General features: G+C 37.6%; 22 protein-coding genes and 2 riboswitches. Of the genes, 20 read left to right on the top strand and 2 right to left on the bottom strand.

Annotation, left to right across the window (positions count from 1 at the left end; genetic code table 11):
* Positions 1–6 precede the first annotated feature (6 nt).
* On the bottom strand, positions 7–786 hold the full coding sequence (locus BQ6100_RS12790; protein ID WP_075981981.1) for an undecaprenyl-diphosphate phosphatase: 780 nt from the start codon (positions 784–786) through the stop codon (positions 7–9).
* A 222-nt stretch (positions 787–1,008) separates the two neighbouring features.
* Between BQ6100_RS12790 and BQ6100_RS12785 the strand changes: the two genes are divergently transcribed.
* The 7 genes from BQ6100_RS12785 to dapF all read left to right on the top strand — a co-directional run bounded on the left by BQ6100_RS12785 (position 1,009) and on the right by dapF (position 6,404).
* On the top strand, positions 1,009–1,332 hold the full coding sequence (locus BQ6100_RS12785; protein ID WP_075981980.1) for a DUF4870 domain-containing protein: 324 nt from the start codon (positions 1,009–1,011) through the stop codon (positions 1,330–1,332).
* 162 nt (positions 1,333–1,494) lie between these two features.
* Positions 1,495–1,695, top strand: coding sequence for a PLDc N-terminal domain-containing protein (locus tag BQ6100_RS12780; RefSeq protein ID WP_075981979.1), 201 nt, complete (start codon positions 1,495–1,497; stop codon positions 1,693–1,695).
* A complete protein-coding gene (locus BQ6100_RS12775; RefSeq protein WP_075981978.1) occupies positions 1,695–2,603 on the top strand; it encodes an ABC transporter ATP-binding protein in 909 nt (302 codons plus the stop codon). Before BQ6100_RS12780 ends, BQ6100_RS12775 begins: the two co-directional genes overlap by 1 nt.
* On the top strand, positions 2,600–3,379 hold the full coding sequence (locus BQ6100_RS12770; RefSeq protein ID WP_075981977.1) for an ABC transporter permease: 780 nt from the start codon (positions 2,600–2,602) through the stop codon (positions 3,377–3,379). The genes BQ6100_RS12775 and BQ6100_RS12770 overlap by 4 nt, the downstream gene beginning before the upstream one ends.
* A 149-nt stretch (positions 3,380–3,528) precedes the next feature.
* Positions 3,529–4,380, top strand: coding sequence for a patatin-like phospholipase family protein (locus BQ6100_RS12765; protein WP_075981976.1), 852 nt, complete (start codon positions 3,529–3,531; stop codon positions 4,378–4,380).
* Positions 4,381–4,464: 84 nt separating this feature from the next.
* Positions 4,465–5,244 (top strand): hypothetical protein, encoded by a 780-nt coding sequence (locus tag BQ6100_RS12760; RefSeq protein ID WP_075981975.1) that lies wholly within the window; start codon positions 4,465–4,467, stop codon positions 5,242–5,244.
* Positions 5,245–5,420: 176 nt separating this feature from the next.
* Positions 5,421–6,404, top strand: coding sequence for a diaminopimelate epimerase (dapF, locus tag BQ6100_RS12755; protein ID WP_075981974.1), 984 nt, complete (start codon positions 5,421–5,423; stop codon positions 6,402–6,404).
* A gap of 271 nt (positions 6,405–6,675) precedes the next feature.
* On the opposite strand, the gene BQ6100_RS12750 is transcribed toward dapF, so the two are convergent.
* Positions 6,676–8,502, bottom strand: a complete 1,827-nt coding sequence (locus BQ6100_RS12750; RefSeq protein WP_075983567.1) for a DNA ligase D — start codon at positions 8,500–8,502, stop codon at positions 6,676–6,678.
* Positions 8,503–8,638: 136 nt separating this feature from the next.
* On the opposite strand from BQ6100_RS12750, the gene ku reads away from it, so the two are divergent.
* From ku to BQ6100_RS12685, 13 genes are all read left to right on the top strand, one after another.
* Positions 8,639–9,475: a non-homologous end joining protein Ku gene (ku, locus tag BQ6100_RS12745; protein ID WP_075981973.1), complete on the top strand. Its 837-nt coding sequence runs from the start codon at positions 8,639–8,641 to the stop codon at positions 9,473–9,475.
* 128 nt (positions 9,476–9,603) lie between these two features.
* Positions 9,604–11,094: a glycerol kinase GlpK gene (gene glpK / locus BQ6100_RS12740; protein ID WP_075983566.1), complete on the top strand. Its 1,491-nt coding sequence runs from the start codon at positions 9,604–9,606 to the stop codon at positions 11,092–11,094.
* A 110-nt stretch (positions 11,095–11,204) separates the two neighbouring features.
* Complete coding sequence (locus tag BQ6100_RS12735; RefSeq protein ID WP_315970035.1) at positions 11,205–12,869, top strand: glycerol-3-phosphate dehydrogenase/oxidase; 1,665 nt, start codon at positions 11,205–11,207, stop codon at positions 12,867–12,869.
* Positions 12,870–13,363: 494 nt separating this feature from the next.
* Positions 13,364–13,446, top strand: a riboswitch (ZMP/ZTP riboswitch).
* Between the two features lie 43 nt (positions 13,447–13,489).
* Positions 13,490–14,338 carry a bifunctional 5,10-methylenetetrahydrofolate dehydrogenase/5,10-methenyltetrahydrofolate cyclohydrolase gene (locus BQ6100_RS12730; RefSeq protein ID WP_075981971.1) on the top strand — a complete coding sequence of 283 codons (849 nt, stop codon included), beginning with the start codon at positions 13,490–13,492 and terminating at the stop codon, positions 14,336–14,338.
* Between the two features lie 146 nt (positions 14,339–14,484).
* A riboswitch (SAM riboswitch) is annotated at positions 14,485–14,594 on the top strand.
* 141 nt (positions 14,595–14,735) lie between these two features.
* A complete protein-coding gene (locus BQ6100_RS21120) occupies positions 14,736–14,849 on the top strand; it encodes a DUF2292 domain-containing protein (protein WP_390622441.1) in 114 nt (37 codons plus the stop codon).
* Positions 14,850–14,985: 136 nt separating this feature from the next.
* Entirely contained in the window at positions 14,986–15,684 is a 699-nt protein-coding gene (locus tag BQ6100_RS12720; RefSeq protein ID WP_075981970.1) for a phosphoadenylyl-sulfate reductase, read from the top strand.
* A 57-nt stretch (positions 15,685–15,741) separates the two neighbouring features.
* Positions 15,742–16,764, top strand: coding sequence for an inorganic phosphate transporter (locus tag BQ6100_RS12715; RefSeq protein ID WP_075983564.1), 1,023 nt, complete (start codon positions 15,742–15,744; stop codon positions 16,762–16,764).
* Between the two features lie 41 nt (positions 16,765–16,805).
* Positions 16,806–17,948 (top strand): sulfate adenylyltransferase, encoded by a 1,143-nt coding sequence (gene sat, locus BQ6100_RS12710; protein WP_075981969.1) that lies wholly within the window; start codon positions 16,806–16,808, stop codon positions 17,946–17,948.
* 12 nt (positions 17,949–17,960) lie between these two features.
* Positions 17,961–18,563: an adenylyl-sulfate kinase gene (gene cysC / locus BQ6100_RS12705; protein ID WP_075981968.1), complete on the top strand. Its 603-nt coding sequence runs from the start codon at positions 17,961–17,963 to the stop codon at positions 18,561–18,563.
* 75 nt (positions 18,564–18,638) lie between these two features.
* Positions 18,639–20,249, top strand: a complete 1,611-nt coding sequence (locus tag BQ6100_RS12700) for a nitrite/sulfite reductase (RefSeq protein ID WP_075981967.1) — start codon at positions 18,639–18,641, stop codon at positions 20,247–20,249.
* Positions 20,250–20,259: 10 nt separating this feature from the next.
* Positions 20,260–20,481 carry a DUF3906 family protein gene (locus BQ6100_RS12695; protein WP_075981966.1) on the top strand — a complete coding sequence of 74 codons (222 nt, stop codon included), beginning with the start codon at positions 20,260–20,262 and terminating at the stop codon, positions 20,479–20,481.
* A gap of 52 nt (positions 20,482–20,533) precedes the next feature.
* Complete coding sequence (gene cobA / locus BQ6100_RS12690; RefSeq protein ID WP_075981965.1) at positions 20,534–21,310, top strand: uroporphyrinogen-III C-methyltransferase; 777 nt, start codon at positions 20,534–20,536, stop codon at positions 21,308–21,310.
* Positions 21,311–22,105, top strand: coding sequence for a sirohydrochlorin chelatase (locus tag BQ6100_RS12685; RefSeq protein WP_075981964.1), 795 nt, complete (start codon positions 21,311–21,313; stop codon positions 22,103–22,105). It abuts the gene before it with no gap.
* Positions 22,106–22,177: the final 72 nt, after the last annotated feature.

Below are 22,177 nucleotides of genomic sequence, written 5' to 3'. Positions count from 1 at the left end.
AAAAATTTAAAAGATGCCAATCAGTTGGAGGGTGATAATAAGGATTCCTAAAATCCAAACATATACGGCAAAAATTTTAAGTGAACGCTTTTTTAAATAATTAATCATCCAAACAACTGCCATATATCCAAACAGAGCGGAAGAAAGGGTAGCAATCAACAAGCTGCCAAAGCTAATTGCTTCTACATGCCCGGAAAAGAGCTCTCCAAACTGAAGAACGATTCCGCCTGCGATTGCAGGAATCGATAACAAAAAGGAGAAGTAGGCAGCAGTTTCACGATCAAGCTTTCGAAAAAGCCCAGCTGCTATGGTAAGTCCAGAACGAGAAACGGCAGGGAAAATGGCCGCTGCTTGAAACGCACCGATGAAAAGGGCGTCGCCATATTTAATGTCTACCATTTTCTTATGACCGTTTTTAATACCATCTGCACCCCAAAGGATTAAGCCAGTTAATAAAAACTCCCAGCCAATTGTAACACCCGTCTTCGATATCGTATCAAATAAGTCATTGAAAAGTAAACCAATTACCACCGCAGGCAATGTTCCTAAAATTAGTAAAAGGGATAGCTTCCCAAAAGGATTCCTAATAATTTGCAGCAATTCATTTTTATATACAACAAGAACCGCAAGTAATGTACCAACATGAAGCATCGTATCTAAGAAAAGTCCTGCTTCATCCAGTCCAAATAAATGTCTTCCTAAATATAAGTGGCCAGTGCTTGATATCGGTAAAAACTCCGTCAAACCCTGAATAATTCCAAGAATAAACGCTTCAAATTTTGACATCAATTCACATCATCCTTTTTAAAATGCTTCTGATATATAATTGTATTCAAGTTGTCCCAAACAAGAACAAAAAAAGGATGAATTCCTAGAACCATGAGAGCATAATAAGGGTAGGAAGAAATATAATAGGATGTTAAACATTGAAATTTGGATGAAACTTTTACCAAATATAAACGTAAAATAGCTATAAGGCAAGCTATTATTAAATAGGGGGAAGAAATGATGCCATCTCAGGATGAAAGATTGATTGCAGCGGCTATATATGTAGTAAGTTTTTTTACTGCATTTATCGGACCACTCATAATATGGTTAATAAAAAAAGATGATTCTCCATTTATTGATTATCATGGTAAAGAGTATTTAAACTTTTTGATTTCATATGCCGTATATTCTGTTATTAGTGTTGTATTAATGCTAGTTCTAATCGGTTTTATATTAATATGGGTAGTGGGATTATTAGCGTTTATTTTTACTATCATTGCCGCAGTAAAGGCATACGATGGTCAAACATATCGAATACCACTAGTCTTTCGAGTTATTCATTAAGTTCAAGGAGTGTTGAGTCTGTTTGAATCAACCTCCTTTTTTAGGTGTTCTATTTAACTTTTTAGCTTAACAAGTGGTTAACTTACTATTAAAATGGAATTATCTTTCGTTGGAGGACTATTTTACTAGAGTAGTCTTTTTATGTAAAAAGGGGGTATTCAAATGGAATTTTTAGAGGCAATCAATTGGGGGCTCATTGCGCCTTTAGTAGTCATTCAGCTTATTCTGCTTGCAGTCGCAATCATTGATTTAATTCGAATTGACAAGGCAAATGGACCGAAATGGGTATGGGCAATAGTTATCATCTTTATTAATATTATTGGACCCATTATTTACTTCCTATTTGGAAGGAGAAATCAATAATGACCATCATACATGTGGAAAATTTGAAAAAAAGCTTTCAAAGCAATGAGGTCATTAAAGGGATTTCTTTCGGACTTGAAGAGGGGCAATGCATAGCATTATTAGGTGCAAATGGTGCAGGAAAAACAACCATTTTAAAAATGCTTTCAGGTTTGATGAAGCAAAGTTCAGGTAAGATTATTTTTGATGGCATTCAAAAGGGAGACGACCTCCGAAAATACATCGGTTATTTACCACAGTTTCCTGTCTTCTATGAGTGGATGACGGGAAGGGAATTTCTGGAGCATGTTGGGAAGCTTGCTGGACTTCCAGGTAAAGAAGCGAAGGAAAGAACTGTAGAGCTACTTGAGCTCGTTGGGATTCTTGAAGCAAAAAATAGAAGAATTGGAAAATACTCTGGTGGGATGAAGCAGCGTCTCGGAATCGCACAAGCGATTATTCATAAGCCGAAGCTTGTGATGCTCGATGAACCAGTTTCTGCTTTGGATCCTTTTGGCAGGAGAGAGGTATTACAATTAATTGAAAAGTTAAAGAAGGAAACGACCGTGCTCTTTTCAACACATATTTTAAATGATGCTGAAGAAGTGTGTGATGAAATTATGTTCCTTCATAAGGGTGAAATCGTGGAGTCAGGTACTATGGAGGAGCTTCGTTCAAAGCACCAGCAAGCCAGTATCGACATTGTTCTACAAGACAAAGCTGAGAAGTTTATGGATCAATTTAAGGATCACCATTTAATTCAATCCTATACCATTGATGGAAACAGATGCAGTGTTATTGTAACTAATATAGAAGAGGCAAAACAGGCATTCTTAAAAGAAATTATAGTGAATAATTGGCCACTAATAAAATTTGAGCTTAGTAGAACCAGTCTTGAAGATGTGTTTATGAAGGTGGTGCAAAAATGAGGCAATGGTTTACGCTTTTACATAAAGAGCTATTAGAGATGATTCGTAATTTTAAATTGATTTGGGTACCGATTGTTTTTATTCTATTAGGTGCTTCAGAGCCCCTAACAACCTATTATATGCCACAAATACTAGATTCTGTTGGGGGACTTCCAGAGGGGGCAGTTTTTGAAATGCCGGAGCCATCACCTGCTGAGGTATTTTTTAGTAGCTTAAGTCAATACGATATGCTAGGTGTTCTAATTATTGTCCTAACGATTATGGGAACCATTTCAGGTGAAAGAAAAAGCGGAGTGGTTGAACTCATTTTGGTCAAACCAGTATCTTTTACTTCTTTTATTACATCAAAATGGGCTAGCGGACTTATTCTTTTATTTCTATCTTACTTTGCAGGGTTAATTGTCTCATGGTATTATGTAGGAATATTATTTGATTGGATTCCATTTATAGATTTTCTGTATAGCTTTATTATCTACGGTATTTGGTTGTCATTGGTGGTTACCTTAACCATTTTCTTTAATAGCTTCTTGAAATCGCCAGGTGTTGTTGCATTTTTATCACTAGCTGTTGTTCTAATCCTGAATATTGTTTCAAGTTCTTTATCCACAGTAATGGAATGGAGTCCAGCTCAGTTATTGAACTATACGAGTGAATTCTTAATGAAGGGATCCTGGCCTGAAGAGACATTCATAGCATCAATCATTGCGATTGTAGGAATGGTCATATTACTGGTTTCTAGCATTCTTATTTTTAGAAAAAAAGAATTAGCAGTATAATTGTTGTATATACTATGTGGCTGACCAAAAGGGGTGCGAGGGTACCTGATCAATTTGGTTGGCCTTCTTTTCTTTTCAAAAACTTGTAAAAGAACAGGTATCTTATTATGCTTATATAATAGTATTTGAAAATAGAAAGGGAGATTATTGTGTTACATGATTTCGGATTAGTTCTTGAAGGTGGAGGGATGAGAGGAGTATATACAGCAGGTGTCCTTGAATATTTTCTTGAACAAGAGATCTTTTTTCCTTATGTGATTGGTGTCTCAGCAGGCGCTGGAGTAGCGGCCTCCTACCTTTCGAAGCAAAAGGGAAGAAATAAAACGGTCAATATTGATTACGTGTCGGATCCTCGATATTTGTCATTGAAAAATTATTGGAAGAATAGAGAGCTTTTTGGGATGGATTTTATTTTTGGTGAGATTCCAAATAAGCTAGTGCCCTTTCATTATGATGTGCTGCTAGAACAGAATCCTGCTGAATTTGTTATTGGAACAACGGACGTTGTAACGGGAGAGCCTGCCTATTTTCATAAAAAAGATTATGGGAATGACATATTAACGGTGATGAAGGCCTCAAGTTCATTACCATTTGTTGCTCCAATTGTTGAATTTCAAAATCAAAAATTACTTGATGGTGGAATCAGTGATCCCATTCCAATAAAAAAAGCACAAAAGGATGGAAATAAAAAAAATATTGTTGTTTTAACTAGAAATGAAGGATACCGAAAAAAGCCATCGAGATTCCAATATTTAGTAAAAAGGAAGTATCCTGAATTTTCCGGGCTTCAGATGGCTCTTGCCAATCGTTATCGAAAATATAATGAGACAATTGAATACCTGGAGGAGGAAGAAAAGAAAGGAAATGTCCTAATCATTCGACCTCAAGTTCCTCTTGAAGTAGGCCGAGTGGAGAGAAATCCAAAGAAATTACAAAGTCTATATGACCAGGGATATCAAGATGCCCAGAGAATGAAGGATCAAATTCAATCACTATTATGACAGTGAATCATCCTAAAGTAATCATATTCATAGCGTAGGTTAATAGAATATTTAGTAGGATTCCCTTCATAAGGAGTATACGTTATGAATATTCGGCAATATTATCGATTATCGGCCATGATGTCACTGAATGCAAGCTTAGTATCGTTGTTACCAATTATTCTATTTTTGATTGGAATTATTCAGTTTCCTTCGAAGATGTGGTTGGTCATTGCATCTATTCCTTTTATTGTTTATAGTTTTATCTGTTTTCAAAACTATCAGCGACAAAGCAGGCGTTATGAGGAAATTGATGAGATACAAGAGACAGAAAAGAAGCTGACCATTTTCAATCAGTCTCAAATTCTCCTTTCCTTCCTTCCAGCCCCTTCCATAAGAATGGTTCTATTTGAACCAAACGGAAGGATGGTTGGAGAAGTTAAGGATATGAATTTTAAAAGTTTTCGTTGGTTTTTGCCCTACTTTGTTGATAAGCTAATTCCAAAAAAATATGGTTTGTATAATGAAAATCAACAATTGTTGGCTGTTCTTTATGTTAATAAAAGGGAAATAAATTTATTGAATCCTATAGGACAAGCTATTGGTTCAATTATACAAACGGAAAAAAAAGGAAAAAAGGAAACCTGGTGTTTCAAGGAAAAAATATGGACGATCTCAAAGGAGCCTTTTTATACAGATATTCGGATTCGATATGAGGACTTAGAATTAGCTCTTCTTAAAAAGGGCTGGATGCCAATAGAATGGGAAAGGTATTTTAAGGATGCAAACACTCCTGTTTTGACTATCCAACAAGGATTAACAGACGAAGAAAGGCTGATTCTCTTCGGATTAGTAGCAAAATATTTTTGCTACAGAGAACATTAGATGAAAAAAATAGTGAGGTAAAGGAAGCTCAACGAAAAAGCGCGGGCTTCCTTTTTATATTAATTGATTCTAATTTGTTGGTAAGCTTTTATTGAACATTCCTAAAAAATATGGCAATCTTACCATATAGTAATCTGAAAAAAGTTGAATGATGCAATACGTTGGAGGGTTTAAAATTGCAATTGAAAATAACAAAATGTCACGGTTCTGGAAATGATTTTTTACTAATCGATGAAATAACCAATGATTATGCTTTTTCGGAAAAGGAATGTGCGGATTTAGCAAAGGCCTTATGTAATCGGAATACTGAATTGGGAGCGGATGGGATTCTATTTGTTTTAAAGAGCGATCATGCGGATGGTCGAATGAGGGTTTTTAACTCTGATGGTTCAGAAGCTTCTATGTGTGGGAATGGCCTACGCTGTGTTGCTAGGTATGTTTGTGAGCTCCTTGGGAAGGATTCTGCAGTTATTGAAACTATGAGGGCAGACCTTGAAGTGGAAAAACAAGAAGATATTTTCCCTGGAATTCCAACCTATCAGGTGGAAATATCCCCAGTATCTTTTCGATTAAATGATCTACCATTGTCATTAGATCAAGAGACTTTAATGAATGAAAAGATTACTCGTCTATCCGATGAACTGACATTTACAGCAGTAGCCGTGCCTAACCCACATTTGATTTCGATTGTTGATACAGATGTTATTCAATCTGAGACACAGAAACAAATAAGTGAATATGTTAATGGTCCAAACGAATTATTCCCAGATGGTGTCAATGTGAGCTTTGTAAAACCATTTGAAAATGGACATATTTATGTCAGAACCTTTGAAAGAGGTGTTGGTTTCACCAATGCTTGTGGTACTGCGATGTCTGCCTCTAGTTTAGTTACTTGCTTACAGGGGATTAATGAAATGGAGAAACCGATTCAGGTCTATAATAATGGAGGAAAGGTTCGTTGTGTTGTCCACGATAACGAAGGAAAGTACAAAATTGATCTAATTGGGAATGCCACTTACATGTATCAAGTCGTTGTTCAAGTTAATTTAGAACATCCTGAAGCATTTGAAATGGGAGAGAAATTCCTATTTGCTGCTGAGGAAGAGAGATATGCTGAATTACAAAAGGATGCAAAAGACTATATTTCTAAATGGATGTAAATTCATTGATATGGTAGCCGATTTTTCTTAAAAATCGGCTACTTTTTGAATTGGGAAGTTCGGTGGTATGATTTTATCGGACAAGGTTTCCATTATTTGAGTAAAAACAACCCAATGATCGAAATTAACGGACAGAGAATTCGCTATTGGTAAAAAAATAGTAGGAAAAGGGCTGAATTTTGGCTATTAGCGGAACGTGAGTCTGATAAGCTCCCAAAAATGGGCAATTTATTATTGATAACGGAACGAGGGTCCGTTACGGCCAAGACTTCTACTTTCTTTTCAAGAAATCCAATATCGGATCAAAATTCTGTTCTTCCTTTACCTGAAAGTACGATTGAAAGGGATCTCCTTCAGTATTAATTCTTTTAACCATCATAGGAATTTGAAATTGATCGATTGTTAGCTTTTCGTTAACTTCCTCCCAAAAGAGTGGAGTCGCTACTGTTGCGTTTTCTCTTCCCCTTGGGGAGTATGGTGCAATAATGGTTTTTCCTTCCGCATGCTGAACATAGTCTACATACAAGCGTTTGCCTCGATTTTTTTTCAATCTCTCAATTGTAAAAGAATCAGGATCCTTTGAGACTAAATAATCCGCAATAAAGGAAGTGAACAATCTAGTTTCATCAAAGGTATATCGGTTTTCCGGCAAAGGAATATAGATTTGAAGACCTTTACTTCCAGAGGTCTTGATAAAACTAATTAATTGCAAGTGGTCAAAAACCTCCTTCATGTAAATGGCGGCCTTTATTGCAAGATGAAAGGCATCCTTTGAAGGAGGATCTAAATCAAAAACAATTTCACTGGGACCAGTACTTGATATAGTTTTAAAAGGAATGTGAAATTCAAAGGCAATCTGATTTCCGAGCCAAAGAAGGGTTTTAATATTGTTGCAAACCAAATAGTTTATCCCATCTTCTATATGTGTTTTGACGAAATCTGGTGCGTAATCTGGACTATTTTTTTGATAAAAGGCTTCTCCAAATATCCCATGTGGGTAGCGAATGACTGTTAACAAGCGGTCCTGTAAAAATGGGAGCATATAAGGGGAAATCTCTCTTAAATAATGGATATAGTCCATTTTACGAATCGCGGGCTTTTCCCATAATGGTTTGTCTGGATGAGTAACTTCCACATCTTGTGGAAGGTTTTTTTGCTGTTGAAACATTTTATCAAAGGTGCAATCCTTGGGCTTCAAATCAAAACGAAAGCGATCAAAATGGGGTTCACGCATTCCTTCCTGGTACCACTCTAAATATTTAAGCTCAACACATATTCCGGGCTCTACATAAATAAATTGGTCATCCTCCTTTGACTTATTTTCTTTTATGATTGAATATAGTGCATCTTTTTCCTCAGGCTTTATACCAAATAGAAAAGCACCAATAGGAAGAACTCGTTCTTCCTTAAGGACCCCAACATAAAAGTAGCCATTAGCTTTTTCAAAGGCAGTCACAAAACAAGAAACATATTTCCAATTTTTATATTTTATCCAGGTTGTGGTTCTCTTTCCCTCTTCCCATATATTATTTTCCCGTTTAGCGACGATTCCTTCCCCATCATTCAAGATGACTTTTTCCCAAATCTCTTCAAAGTGGTTATAAAATGGGATCAATTGAAGTAACTGCGTACTATTGTTATTAGGCTTTAACGGGAGGGAGCATGACTGAAAAAAATCCTTTAGTGTTTCCTTTCTTTTTAAATAGGTCATTTCCTTTGTCGACTTTCCTTTTAGCATTAATACATCAAAAATTAATAGCATGCAGGGAGCCTTGAATGCCTTTTCTCTTATACGTTCTTGTGAACGCATTCTTCCTCTTACTTGCAGATTACCGAAATTTGCTTTATAGGGGTTCTCTAAAAAGACCAATTCTCCATCTAATACAAAGGGTAAAAATGGTTTGAATTGATCTGCCCATTTTTCCAGGAACTCTTTCATTTCGGGGAAAATTTCAAGTAAAGATTTCCCGTTCCGACTGATTAATTGAATTTCTTTGTCCCAGTGTAGGATTGCTCGAAAACCATCATATTTTACTTCATAAAACCAATCTTTCCCTCTTGGGACATCAAAGGATAAACTTGGCAGCATAGGTTTCATCATTCATAATCCTCTCAATTCCTTTTCAATTAATTTTCCCAAAGGATAAGATTACTCCTCTACCAAATGTTGAAATACATGCTTCGCAATTGTTTACATAAATTAAGAAGAAATAAGGTAGGAATGGAGAAATGGTATGCATACTATGTGGAAAGGAAGCATTAGCTTCGGTCTTGTTAATATTCCAATAAAACTACATGCTGCAACGGAAGACAAGGATGTAAAGCTTCGAACACTTCACAAGAAATGTCATGCACCGATCAAGTATGAAAAGATTTGTTCAGCGTGTGAGGAAGAAGTTAAACCTGATGAAATTGTTAAGGCATATGAGTATACAAAAGGGAAATTTGTCGTTCTTGATGAAGAAGATTTAGAAAAGTTAAAGAAGGAAAATGAAGACAAGGCTGTAGAGATTATCGATTTTGTAAAAATGGAACAAATTGATCCTATATATTACGACAAATCGTATTATATGTCTCCCCATGAGGGTGGGGGAAAGGCCTACTCCTTGCTAAGAAAGGCATTAGAGGAGTCTGAAAAGGTCGGTCTCGCCAAAATCATTATTCGTGCGAAGGAACAGCTTGCTGTAATTCGAGTTTATAATAACACATTAGTCATGGAAACAATCCATTATCCAGATGAGGTTAGATCGGCGGGAGATGTTCCAAATGTTCCTTCAGAGGATAAAGTGACGAAAAAGGAATTAGACACAGCGATATTGCTTATTGACCAATTAACCACCGATTTTGAACCGGAAAAATATACGGATGATTACCGTACGGCTCTACTTGAGCTTATTGAAGCTAAGAGAACTGGAAATGAGGTGGTAACATCTGCTGAAAAAGAGGTTAAATCGAATGTTACTGACTTAATGGCTGCTCTTCAGGCCTCTATTGACAGAACAAAGCCCCAAAAGGAAACAAAGACAAGGAAAAGAACGACAGCAAAAACAAAGGAACGAAAGCAGGCATAGAAATGAATTCAATGTTACAGTTTTTCATCTTTACCGATTTTGCCACTAGGCAAAGTCGTTTTTTTATAGGAAGAATCCCAACTTCTGCAATATAATAAAAGTATACGTTTGACTGGAGGTGGTATATGGTGGAAAAATATATTCTATCATTAGATCAAGGAACAACAAGCTCCCGGGCAATTCTTTTTAATAAAAAAGGGGAGATTGTCCATATTGCCCAGAAGGAGTTTACGCAATACTTCCCAAAGCCAGGCTGGGTAGAACATAATGCCAATGAAATATGGGCATCCATATTATCCGTGATAGCTGAAGTGCTAACCGAGTCTGGAAAAAAGGCAGAGCAGATAGCTGGTATTGGGATTACCAACCAAAGGGAAACGACAGTCGTTTGGGACAAGGAAACAGGAATTCCTATCTATCATGCAATTGTGTGGCAATCAAGGCAGACGAATGAAATATGTGAGGAGCTTAAGGAGAAAGGGTATAATCAACTTTTCCGAGAAAAGACGGGTTTACTCATTGATCCATATTTTTCAGGGACGAAGGTTAAATGGATTCTTGACCATGTGGAAGGAGCCCGTGAAAAAGCAGAACAAGGGAAGCTTTTGTTAGGAACGATTGATTCATGGTTGATATGGAAGTTATCAGGAGGGAAAGCCCATATCACCGATTACTCTAATGCCTCTAGAACCTTGTTGTACAATATCCATAAGCTTGAATGGGATAAAGAGCTGCTTGAAATATTAGGTATTCCGAAGTCAATGCTTCCAGAGGTCAGACCATCATCAGAAGTCTATGCTAAAACAGCCTCCTACCATTTCTTTGGTCAGGAAATACCAATAGCAGGGGCAGCTGGGGATCAGCAGGCAGCGCTATTTGGCCAGGCTTGCTTCAACGAGGGGATGGCAAAAAATACATATGGCACCGGCTGTTTTATGCTTATGAATACTGGCAATAAGGCAGTTCAATCACAGCATGGTTTGCTTACCACGATTGCATGGGGGTTAAACGGAAAAGTAGAATATGCCCTTGAGGGAAGTATCTTTGTTGCTGGTTCAGCCATTCAGTGGCTTAGAGATGGCTTAAGGATGCTAAAGAAGGCAAAGGATAGTGAAGCATATGCATTAAAGGTTGGTTCAACCGATGGCGTATATGTCGTCCCAGCTTTTGTCGGCTTAGGGACACCTTATTGGGATAGCGATGTCCGTGGTGCCGTATTTGGTTTAACCAGGGGTACAACAAAGGAGCATTTTATTCGAGCAACATTGGAGTCATTAGCCTATCAGACAAAGGATGTTTTAGCAGCAATGGAAGCTGATTCGAAAATCGAACTAAAAACATTGCGTGTTGATGGAGGAGCTGTCTCGAATCATTTCCTCATGCAATTTCAAGCAGATCTATTGAATGTTCCGGTAGAAAGACCAAAGATTAACGAAACAACAGCACTTGGTGCCGCTTATTTAGCTGGCCTCGCAGTCGGTTATTGGACGGATCAAGCTGAAATTTCTAAGCAATGGGTTATAGAACAGTCATTTATTCCAGAAATGGATGAGCAGAGACGAAAGCTTTTATATTCTGGCTGGAAAAAGGCTGTTCATGCCGCTATGGTCTTTAAATAATTGGGTCCCATAAGAAGAGAACATCCCCTGTAAAAGGAAAGGAGTTCTCTTTTCATTTTTTTGCCATTCCAACATACATTTACAAAGTGAGGCGCAATGTTGGGAGGAGGATCATGAATTTTTCTAATAAAAATCGCGAGGCTTTTGTGGATAAATTAAAGTCTGAAAAGCATGACCTTATCATTATTGGGGGTGGGATAACAGGTGCAGGTATTGCTTTAGATGCGACTACACGAGGAATGAAGGTGGCTCTAATTGAAATGCAGGATTTTTCTGCAGGCACATCCAGTCGCTCTACAAAGTTAATACACGGGGGACTTCGCTACCTGAAACAATTGGAAATAAAAATGGTATCGGAGGTTGGAAAGGAAAGATCGATTGTTTATGAAAATGGCCCACATGTCACAACACCAGAATGGATGCTTTTACCCATATACAAGGGAGGAACCTTTGGAAAATGGAGCACCTCCCTCGGATTAAGAATCTATGACTATTTAGCAGGGGTAAAAAAGTCTGAAAGGAGAATGATGCTCAATAAGAATGAGACATTAGCTCGTGAGCCACTATTAAATAAGGAGGGTTTAAAGGGAGCAGGATATTATGTAGAATATCGGACAGATGATGCTCGGTTAACCATTGAAGTAATAAAAGCAGCTAATGAAAAAGGGGCAACAGCAGTCCATTATTCAAAGGTTGAAAAGCTGCTTTATCAAGACGAAAAGCTAGTTGGAGTTCTAGTATCGGATCAACTAACTGATGAGATTTATGAGATTTATGCAGACTATATTATTAATGCTGCTGGTCCATGGGTGGATACCATTCGTGAATTGGACCGCTCAAATCATGGTAAATATCTAAACCTGACAAAGGGTGTGCATTTAGTTTTTTCTCAGTCTAGATTTCCTTTAAAACAGGCAATTTACTTTGATACAAATGATGGAAGGATGGTGTTTGCCATTCCTCGCGAAGAAAAAACGTATGTCGGAACAACAGATACCTTTTATGAATGGAATCCAATCTATCCAAAGGTAACCTCAAAGGACAGAATCTATCTTTTACAAGCAATAAATGAGCGGTTTCCGAGTATTCATCTGGATGAAAATGATATTGAATCGAGTTGGGCAGGTGTTAGACCGCTCATTTCAGAAGAAGGGAAGAAGCCTTCCGAGATTTCTCGTAAGGATGAAATATGGGAGTCGAGGTCTGGATTGATTACAATTGCAGGCGGAAAATTAACAGGTTATCGAAAAATGTCAGAAGAAGTGGTTGATTTGATTGTTAAAAAATCTAAGGAGGAAAATGGAAGACGTTATCCTAACTGTAAAACAAAGCATTTTCCCATTTCTGGAGGAAATGTGGGTGGATCAAAGGGGTTCAAAGATTACTTACATGTCCATACAAAAAAGGGCATCTCAATTGGGCTAACAGAAGAGGAGGCTAGGCAATTAACGATCAAGTATGGTTCAAATGTTAGCGTTTTGTACAAAATAATCGCTTGCGAAAAGGATATAGCTGACCGTTACCAACTGCCTATCCTCCTTTTTGCCAAGCTTAAGTATGGTCTTGAAGAAGAAATGGTTGTCACACCTGTCGACTTTTTTAGTCGAAGAACGGGAGATTTATTATTTCATTTGGACGTTGTCAAAAAGTATAAGGATGAGGTTATAGTTTTTTTAAAAGATTACTTCGGATGGAACCGAAGGATGGAACAAATCATGAAAGAAGAAATGGAAATAGCCATTCAAACGGCAACAATTTCAATGGAAGAGAAATAATTTTAAAAGTTCTATAGACAAATAAGAAAAAAAGTATTATAATAATAATTCTTGTGTTTGGATATTAGACTTTGAATAATATCATCATGAAGAAATATATAAATAGTTTTACTCTTTAGATTGTATAGTTTTGTGTGTTTCCAGAGATTTTTAACCCACTTTGTAACAAACCTCTTTTATACACGTAATATAACCCCAATATATCAATGAGTATTTTTCCTTGAAACTATTAGAGAACCTGATTCTAAGAGGCGCGGTCTAGGAGCCGTATTGATGAAAGAGAGGTAGGGCTTTCGTTGTTTTAGGTTTTGTGCAGAATAAAAAGAATGTCCAAATACATGACGATAAGGTTGACCCAATTGGTAATGACAGTGAATGTTCCCTGTCATACCATTGAGTCGGCCTTTTTTGATATATCTGAAAAGACGAACAATTTTTTGAAATAATCTTGAAATATATGTGCTCTATGCTATTATGTGAGTAGAAAAAAATTAGGGATTCGCAGTAACTGACGACAATATGGAATAAACCATAGGGGAGCTGCGTTCAAGAATAGCCGGTCGTCTGGGCAGAGATTAGGGTACCCTGTCTCTTTTTACCAATTCCGGGGAGTGAAAGAAATGGAAAAATTGATTTTAGATGGAAACAAAGTATCGAATGCAGTAAAAGACAGTTTAAAGGTAAGGATTGAACGATTAAAGGAACAAGGAGTTGAACCTTCTTTAGTTACGATTCTAGTAGGAGCCGACCCTTCATCAGCTACCTATGTAAAAATGAAAGGAAATGCATGTAACCGCCTAGGTATTATATCTCGAAAAATCCATTTGCCTAACGATACAACGACAGAGACTTTATTAAAAACCATTGATGAATTAAATGAAGATAATAGTGTGCACGGAATCCTCCTTCAGCATCCAGTACCAAGTCATATTGACGAACGGAGAGCATTTGAGGCGATTGCGCTTGAAAAGGATGTTGATGGAGTAACAAGCTGGGGTTATGGTCAAACTGCACTAGGTTTTGGCATTTTCCCTTCCTGTACACCAGCAGCAATCATGAAAATATTAGAGCATTATGATCTTTCAGTGGAAGGAAAGCATGCAGTAGTTGTGGGAAGAAGCCCAATATTAGGAAAACCAGTTTCAGCACTCTTGCTAAATGAAAATGCTACGGTTACAACCTGTCATTCCTACACGAAAAATCTACCGGAGATTTTGAAAATGGCTGATGTAGTGGTTGCAGCTGTGGGAAAACCAAATTTTATTAAGGGCGAGTGGCTAAAAGAGGGTGCCATTATCCTCGATGCCGGTTATAACAAGGGGAATATTGGTGACGTGGAATATGAGTCTTGCTATGAAAAGGCATCTGCAATTACCCCAGTACCAGGGGGCGTCGGCCCAGTCACCATCTCTATGCTTTTGAAACATACTGTTGATGCAGCTGAAAGAAAATTATCAATGGATAACTGAGATTGAGATTTAATTAATATTTACTTAAAAGAGCGCAATTATGTGCTCTTTTTTAGTTAGAGATTTTAAAAAAATAAATTCCTATCGAAATACTAGGGTTGACATCAATGGAATATGTGATATTATTTAGAATAATAAAATAATTAAACTTATCCAGAGTGGTGGAGGGATCTGGCCCTATGAAACCCGGCAACCTACAAGCTGATGCAAGGTGCTAACTCCAGCAAAATGAATAATTCATTTTGAAAGATAAGGTATATGCCTACAGGTCTTTCCAAATGGAAGGATTTTTTTATTCAGGTGATAGACCTTAATAAGTTTGTCCACGGGGATAAGATAGGTGGGAGGAAATTGAGTGGTCAAAAAGCTAGGGAAAGATGACCAATTGGATCATGTTATTCCTAAATTAAGAGAGATGTTACATTCAATGGGTCATGGATCAATTACACTCATAATCCAAGATGGCAATGTGATTCAAATTGAGAAGAACGAAAAAGTGAGGCTTAAATAAGGGTGAGATGCTGACTAGAAAACTAGAGGCGTCCTAACCATGAGAAATATTTTTTTCACATGGTTGGGGCGTCTCTTTTTGATTCACAGAGAAGTGATTTTGGTTTATTGAAAATGAATGCAAAAGGATGATTAACATGCTTACTTACGAAGAATGGGTAAAACCAACGGAGGATTTTGAGGTAGACGAAACCTTTAAAGGAGCAATGAATGTCTTAAGCTGGGCATACGAGCACTACGGAAAGGAAATCGTATATGCCTGCAGTTTCGGTATAGAAGGGATTGTATTAATCGATCTAATTTCCAAAGTAAACCCAAATGCAAAAATTGTCTTTCTCGATACCGATGTTAACTTTAAAGAAACCTATGAAACTATTGAAAGGGTAAAAGAAAAATATCCTCAATTAAATATTGTGTTAAAGAAGCCTGAATTGACACTTCAACAACAGAGTGAGCTTTATGGGAAAAATTTATGGGAAACAAATCCTGATCAGTGCTGTCAAATTCGTAAGCTGACTCCATTAAAAGAAACATTATCAGGGGCAAAGGCATGGATTTCTGGACTTAGGAGAGAGCAGTCGGAAACAAGAAGAGAGGTTGAATTCATTAATTTAGACCCTAAATTTCAATCGATTAAAGTATGCCCGCTGATTCATTGGACATGGAAGGATGTGTGGAGATATGTTCACAAAAATAATCTTCCATACAATCCTTTACATGATCGAGGGTATCCAAGCATAGGTTGTTCTCATTGTACTGCACCGGTATTTTATGAAGAGGATATGAGAGCAGGTAGGTGGAAGGGAAAAGGGAAGACTGAATGTGGTCTTCATTAAGAGAGGATAACCTCTTTGTTTAATGTTTTTGGCATCCTCATCAGTTTGTTTTTTGCAATGAATATTGGTGCGAGTGGTGCAGCCGCATCAATGGGGGTTGCCTACGGCTCAGGTGCAATCAAAAATGCGCGAAATGCGTTAATTATTTGTTCGATTGGTGTATTTTCTGGAGCCATTTTAGGTGGGGGTGAAGTTGTTAAGACGATTAGCTCGGGAATCATTCCACAGGAAATGATTTCGGTAAAGGTGGTCATAATTATTCTCATATCCGCTACAAGCTCGCTGTTTTTGGCCAATTTAATTGGAATCCCGTTATCTACGAGTGAAGTAACAGTGGGCGCGGTTGTTGGAATAGGAGTTGCTTACAAGGTTCTATTTATTGACTCATTATTAACCATTATGATGTTTTGGGTGTTAGTTCCTGTAACTGCTTTTTTCATCACCTGGCTGCTTGGTAAAGGATTATTTTTATTGAGGAAGAAAGGCCATACGTTTGAACATCACTCCCTTACGTACATCTTAATCATCGCAGGTTTTTTTGAAGCTTTCTCAGCCGGAATGAATAATGTAGCAAATGCTGTAGGTCCGCTCGTAGCAGCAGGGCTCCTGTCAATTGAAAACGGTACTTGGATTGGTGGCCTATTTGTCGCATTGGGTGCGGCTTTTCTAGGGAAACGCGTCCTTGAGACGAATGGTAAAAAGATTACCCAATATGAAAAAACGGAGGGTATTTTGATTTCATCCACAGGTGCTGGTCTCGTCATCATCAGCTCACTTTTTGGATTACCTGTTCCACTTACACAAGTCACATCTTCATCCATTATTGGGATTGGAATGGCTAAGAATGGAAGTCGTATTTTACAAAAGAGTATTGTTAAGAAGATTTTTAGTATTTGGATTGTCTCACCGCTCTTTTCTTTAACCATTTCATACTTTTTGGTCAAGCTCTTTTTAGATTTTGATGTCTATTCCGTGATCATTCCACTTTGCGTCATTATTGCAGCTTTAGGTGGAAATGTTCTATTAAGAATTATTAATGAAGAAAAGCGATCGATCTATGAAGATGGTGGAGGCATTTAACTATATAGCCTACTATTTGTATATTAAAAGGAGGAATTAGAATGAGTCTATTACCGCATGGTGGAGTGCTTGTTCAAGCATATCATCCAGATGAACAGCTACAAGCCTTGGAAGCAGAAATCCAAATTGATGCCATGGCCTTAAGTGATTTAGAGTTAATCGCTATAGGTGGCTATAGTCCAATTAATGGTTTTTTAAAGGAACAGGATTACAATCGAGTAGTTGACCAGATGAGGTTACAGGATGGTACCGTTTGGAGTATTCCAATTACTTTGCCTGTAAAAGAAGTGCAAGTGAAAGGGATAAAGCTAGGGGAAAGAGTACGCCTTGTCCATGAAGGTGTAGCCTACGGTGCGATAACCGTTGAAGAAATATATATACCTGATAAGTGGAAGGAAGCCCAAAATGTATATGGAACAACGGATTTAGCTCATCCTGGAGTAAAAAAACTATTTGAACGCGGGGATGTATATGTAGGAGGAGAAATTACACTAGTAAAAAGACCAGCAAAGCCTTTTGCAGAATTCACCTTTGATCCTCAGGAGACACGAGCGATTTTTGCAGAAAAGGGCTGGAAAACTATTGTTGGTTTTCAAACAAGAAATCCGGTTCATCGCGCCCATGAATATATTCAAAAGGCTGCCTTAGAAACAGTCGATGGACTCTTTTTAAATCCACTTGTTGGAGAGACAAAATCAGATGACATACCCGCAAATATCCGAATGGAAAGCTATCAGGTTCTGCTACAAAACTACTATCCTGAAAACCGGGTGTTTTTAGGTGTATTTCCAGCAGCTATGCGTTATGCAGGGCCAAGAGAAGCGATATTTCATGCATTGGTCCGAAAAAATTATGGTTGTACTCATTTTATAGTTGGACGTGATCATGCCGGAGTCGGAGATTATTATGGTACATATGATGCACAGAAGATTTTTGATCAATTTAAGGAAGAGGAGCTTGGTATTAAACCACTGAAATTTGAGCACAGCTTCTATTGCCAAAAATGCGAGGGCATGGCCACAACCAAAACCTGCCCACATGATAAAAGAGACCATGTCATTTTATCTGGTACAAAGGTGAGAGAGATGTTAAGAAATGGAGAAATACCTCCTAGTACTTTCAGTCGTCAAGAAGTCGTAGAGGTTTTGATTAATGGACTAAAACAAGAGGTAGGAACATTTTAAGGGGGATTTAGCTTGAGCGGGAAGGTCCAAAATATCGTTTGGCATGACACATCAATTACAAAAGAAGAAAGAAGGGTTAGAAACAAACATCATAGTTTTATTATTTGGTTTACCGGTCTTTCGGCATCAGGAAAATCGACGGTGGCTAATGCGTTGGCAAGAAGGCTTTTTGATGGTGAAAAACAAGCCTTCGTTCTAGATGGTGATAATGTTCGTCATGGATTAAATAAGGATTTAGGCTTTGATGAAAAGGATCGAAAGGAAAATATTCGTAGAATTGGAGAAGTATCTAAGCTATTAATTGAAAGCGGACAAATCGTTTTGACAGCCTTTATTTCACCTTATCGGGAGGATCGTAATGTGGTAAGAGGATTGGTGGAAGCAGATGAGTTTCTCGAAGTGTATGTGAAATGCTCTGTTGAGGAGTGTGAGCGGCGAGATCCTAAAGGCTTATACAAAAAAGCGCGAAAACAAGAAATCGCTCACTTCACAGGGATTAGTGCCCCCTACGAGGAGCCGCTTCACCCAGAAATCGTTTTAGACACTGAAGATTTCTCCATTGAGGAATGTGTACAACAGGTAACTCAATTTTTAAGTGAAAAAGGCTGGATTTAATCATTCGATGAAAAATGCTCGCACAGGGGTTTAGCCCACAGGAGGCTAAAATGAGAATATAAAGGAGTAGATATAATGGCATACACGAAAACCTGGGCAAATAATGAGAAGCTAAATTCAACTGAAAAATGGAAGCTTGAGAGGGATGGATTGTCTATTCTTCAAGATATTCCATATTACGCGGAAAATGGTTTTGACTCAATTCCTAAGGAAGAATGGGATAAATTTAAATGGGCGGGTCTATACTTACAAAGGCCAAAAGAAGATGGTTATTTTATGATGAGAGTTTGCGTGCCTTCCGGAATTTTAACAAATGAACAGGTTCGTGTGCTTGCTTCTATTGCAAAGGATTATGGAAGAGGAGTATATGATATTACTACTCGTCAAGCAGTCCAATTTCATTGGCTTACTATAGATCAAATTCCTGACATCTACAAAAGATTAGAAAGTGTCGGTCTTTCAACGATTGGTGCCTGTGGAGATATTACAAGAAATATTGTTGGGAATCCACTTGCTGGAATTGATCAGGATGAGCTTTTTGATACAACAGAAGTGGTTAAAGATGTTTTTGAGTTTTTCCAATTGAATGAGGATTTTTCAAACCTTCCAAGGAAATTTAAGATTTCAATCAGCGCTAACGTAAGAAATGCATCGAATTCTCAAATCAATTGTGTTTCCTTTGTCCCTGCGAAAAAGGCAATCAATGGGAAGGAAGCATTAGGGTTCCACTTAATCGTAGGGGGTGGGTTATCCGCTCGACCGTACCTTGCACAAAAAGTAGACGTATTTGTTGCCCCTGAGCAAGTAAAAGAAGTGGCTATAGCTGTAACGACGATTTTCCGTGATTACGGCTACCGAGAAAAGCGTCATTATGCTCGTTTGAAATTTTTAATGGCTGAATGGGGACCAGAGAAGTTCAAGGAAGAGCTATTGAAATATGTTGATCTACCACCAAGTGGTGAGGATGTAAGGGAGACATGGAATGCAGGATATTTTTATGGGGTACATCCGCAAAAACAAGAGGGTCTGTCTTATGTTGGATTAAACATTCCAGTAGGGCGTTTAACCGCTGAAGATGTGATTGAGCTTGCAAACCTATCAGAGAAATATGGAAATGGTGAAATACGAAATTGCAACTCTCAAAATCTCATTATCCCTAATATTCCTAATGAAAAAATGGATGCCCTTCTTGCAGAGGATCTACTAAAAAAATACAATGTCAATCCACTTTCTTTCATCGGCTACTCTGTATCCTGTACAGGAATTGAGTATTGTAATCTTGCCCTCGTTGAAACAAAAGAAAGAATGAAAGAAATAGCCAACCGATTAGATCGAGAAATTTCCCTTGATGTCCCCGTTCGAATTCATATGGTTGGATGCCCAAATTCATGCGGTCAACGTCAAATAGCTGATATTGGTCTTCAAGGGATAAAAATGAAATCAAAAGATAAAGGCTTGGTAGAAGCTTTTGAAATTTATGTAGGCGGAACCCTTCAGGATGACGGGAAATTAAATGAAAAATTAAAAGGGAAAATCGAAGCTGAGCACCTGTATTCAGTCGTGAAAAATCTATTACTTCATTTTAAAAATACAAAATTGCCAAATGAAGCATTTTTTAACTATGTTGAACGCGTGGGCTTAGAATCCCTGCAGGAAGCATTAGACAAAATCCTACAAACTGCATAAGGAGAATATGATGTACTTATATCGATTTGAGGTTATTACAAATGAATATATAACAAAGGTAGTCGTTGCGGCTGAGAAAGACGAAAATGCCTTTGAACAAGTTGAGTATGAATTAGAACAATACTTTCTTAAAAAACCAGAAATCATTGATTTATCATTGTATGAAAAAAGAAGGATTGCCAATGGGACTGGTTACGTATTATATGAACAAGAAAATAACGTTGCTGGATGAGAAAAAGCAAAGTGAAATCATCCTAACGCCCAACATGGAGAGGAGGAAAACAATGGGTAAGGTCTATATTGTTGGTGCAGGTCCAGGTGACCCGGATTTAATTACACTAAAAGCGATAAAATGTATACAACAAGCGGATGTTATTTTATATGATCGTCTAGTTAATAAAGAATTACTCTCCTATGCAAAAAAAGGGGCGGAGTTAATATATTGTGGGAAATTACCTCATTATCATACCATGAAGCAGGAAACCATCCATCATTTTTTAATTCGATATGCTAAGAGTGGAAAGATTGTAACAAGACTTAAAGGGGGTGACCCCTTCGTATTTGGTCGTGGGGGTGAAGAAGCGGAAGCATTAGCTAACCACCGTATCCCGTTTGAAATTGTACCTGGGATAACCTCGGGGATCGCAGCAGCTGCTTATGCTGGAATTCCTGTCACTCACCGAGAACTAAGCTCAAGCGTAGCTTTTGTTACAGGACATTTGAAGGATAATCAAAAAGAAGATGAAAAATGGAAAAGCCTAGCGAATGGAATGGATACATTAGCTATTTATATGGGGGTAGGCAATCTACCTTATATTAAAGATCAATTAATAAAAAACGGGAAAAGCAAAGATACACCAGTTGCTCTTGTAAACTGGGGGACAACAGACGTTCAAAGAACAGTAACTGGGACACTGGAAAATATAATAGATATCGTAAAAGAAAAAAAGATTGAAAACCCAAGTATGATTATTATTGGCGAGGTAGTACGTTATCGTGAAAAAATTAAATGGTTTGAGGATGCCCTCGAGACAAAGGCTAAATTATGTGAGGCGCTTTAAATGAAGCAGGCAGTGCTATATGTTTGTCATGGAAGTCGCCTACCAAAGGCCCTTCAGGAGGCGATTTCCTTTATTGAAAAATGCCAAAAAAGGATACCGGCAGACATTCACGAAATCAGCTTTTTAGAGCTTGCCACCCCTTCAATCAGAGAAGGGTTTCGAGCATGTGTTGAAAAAGGGGCTACTCATATCGCAGTGGTTCCCTTGCTACTTTTTTCAGCTAACCATGCAAAAGTAGACATACCCCATGAAATAAGACAATTAAAGGGTCAGTTCCCCTTTATAAAGGTTACTTACGGACAACCTATTGGTGTGCATGAAAAAATGGCTGAAATTGTGATTGAAAGGATTAAGCAGTCATTTAAGGTTGAACAGATTGAACCAATGTCTAAAGTCATATTAATTGGAAGAGGGAGTACCGATGAGGATGCTGCTCGTGATTTTCAAAAAATTGCCCATTTAGTTCAACAATTGTCTGGGATCTCTTCTGTTAAGACCTGTTATTTACATGCTGCAGAGCCCAGCTTTGAAGATGTTCTAAAACAGGACACCATTCAGAGAGAAGTCACTAGAAATATATATTTCGTCCCTTATCTACTGTTTACTGGCCTATTAATGAAAGAAATTGAAAGAAAAGTGAGGCATGCAAAGCAAATAAATCCTCATATCCATTTATGTCGATATTTAGGATATGATGTAAAGACAGAAGAGGTTTTTATCGAAAGAGTAATAGAGGCTATGGTTAATCAAAATAAAACAAAAAAAATTGAGATTCTGTCATTTGATTGGACCTAGTAACTTGACTTTATGCAAAGTTTTCTTTATCATGAAGAGTAACGCTAATAAGTCGGTATATATTCTTGGATA

The organism is Bacillus massilinigeriensis, from assembly GCF_900117315.1.
GTDB lineage: Bacteria > Bacillota > Bacilli > Bacillales > Cytobacillaceae > Bacillus_BE > Bacillus_BE massilionigeriensis.
This window is presented reverse-complemented; position numbering and strand designations above follow the sequence as displayed.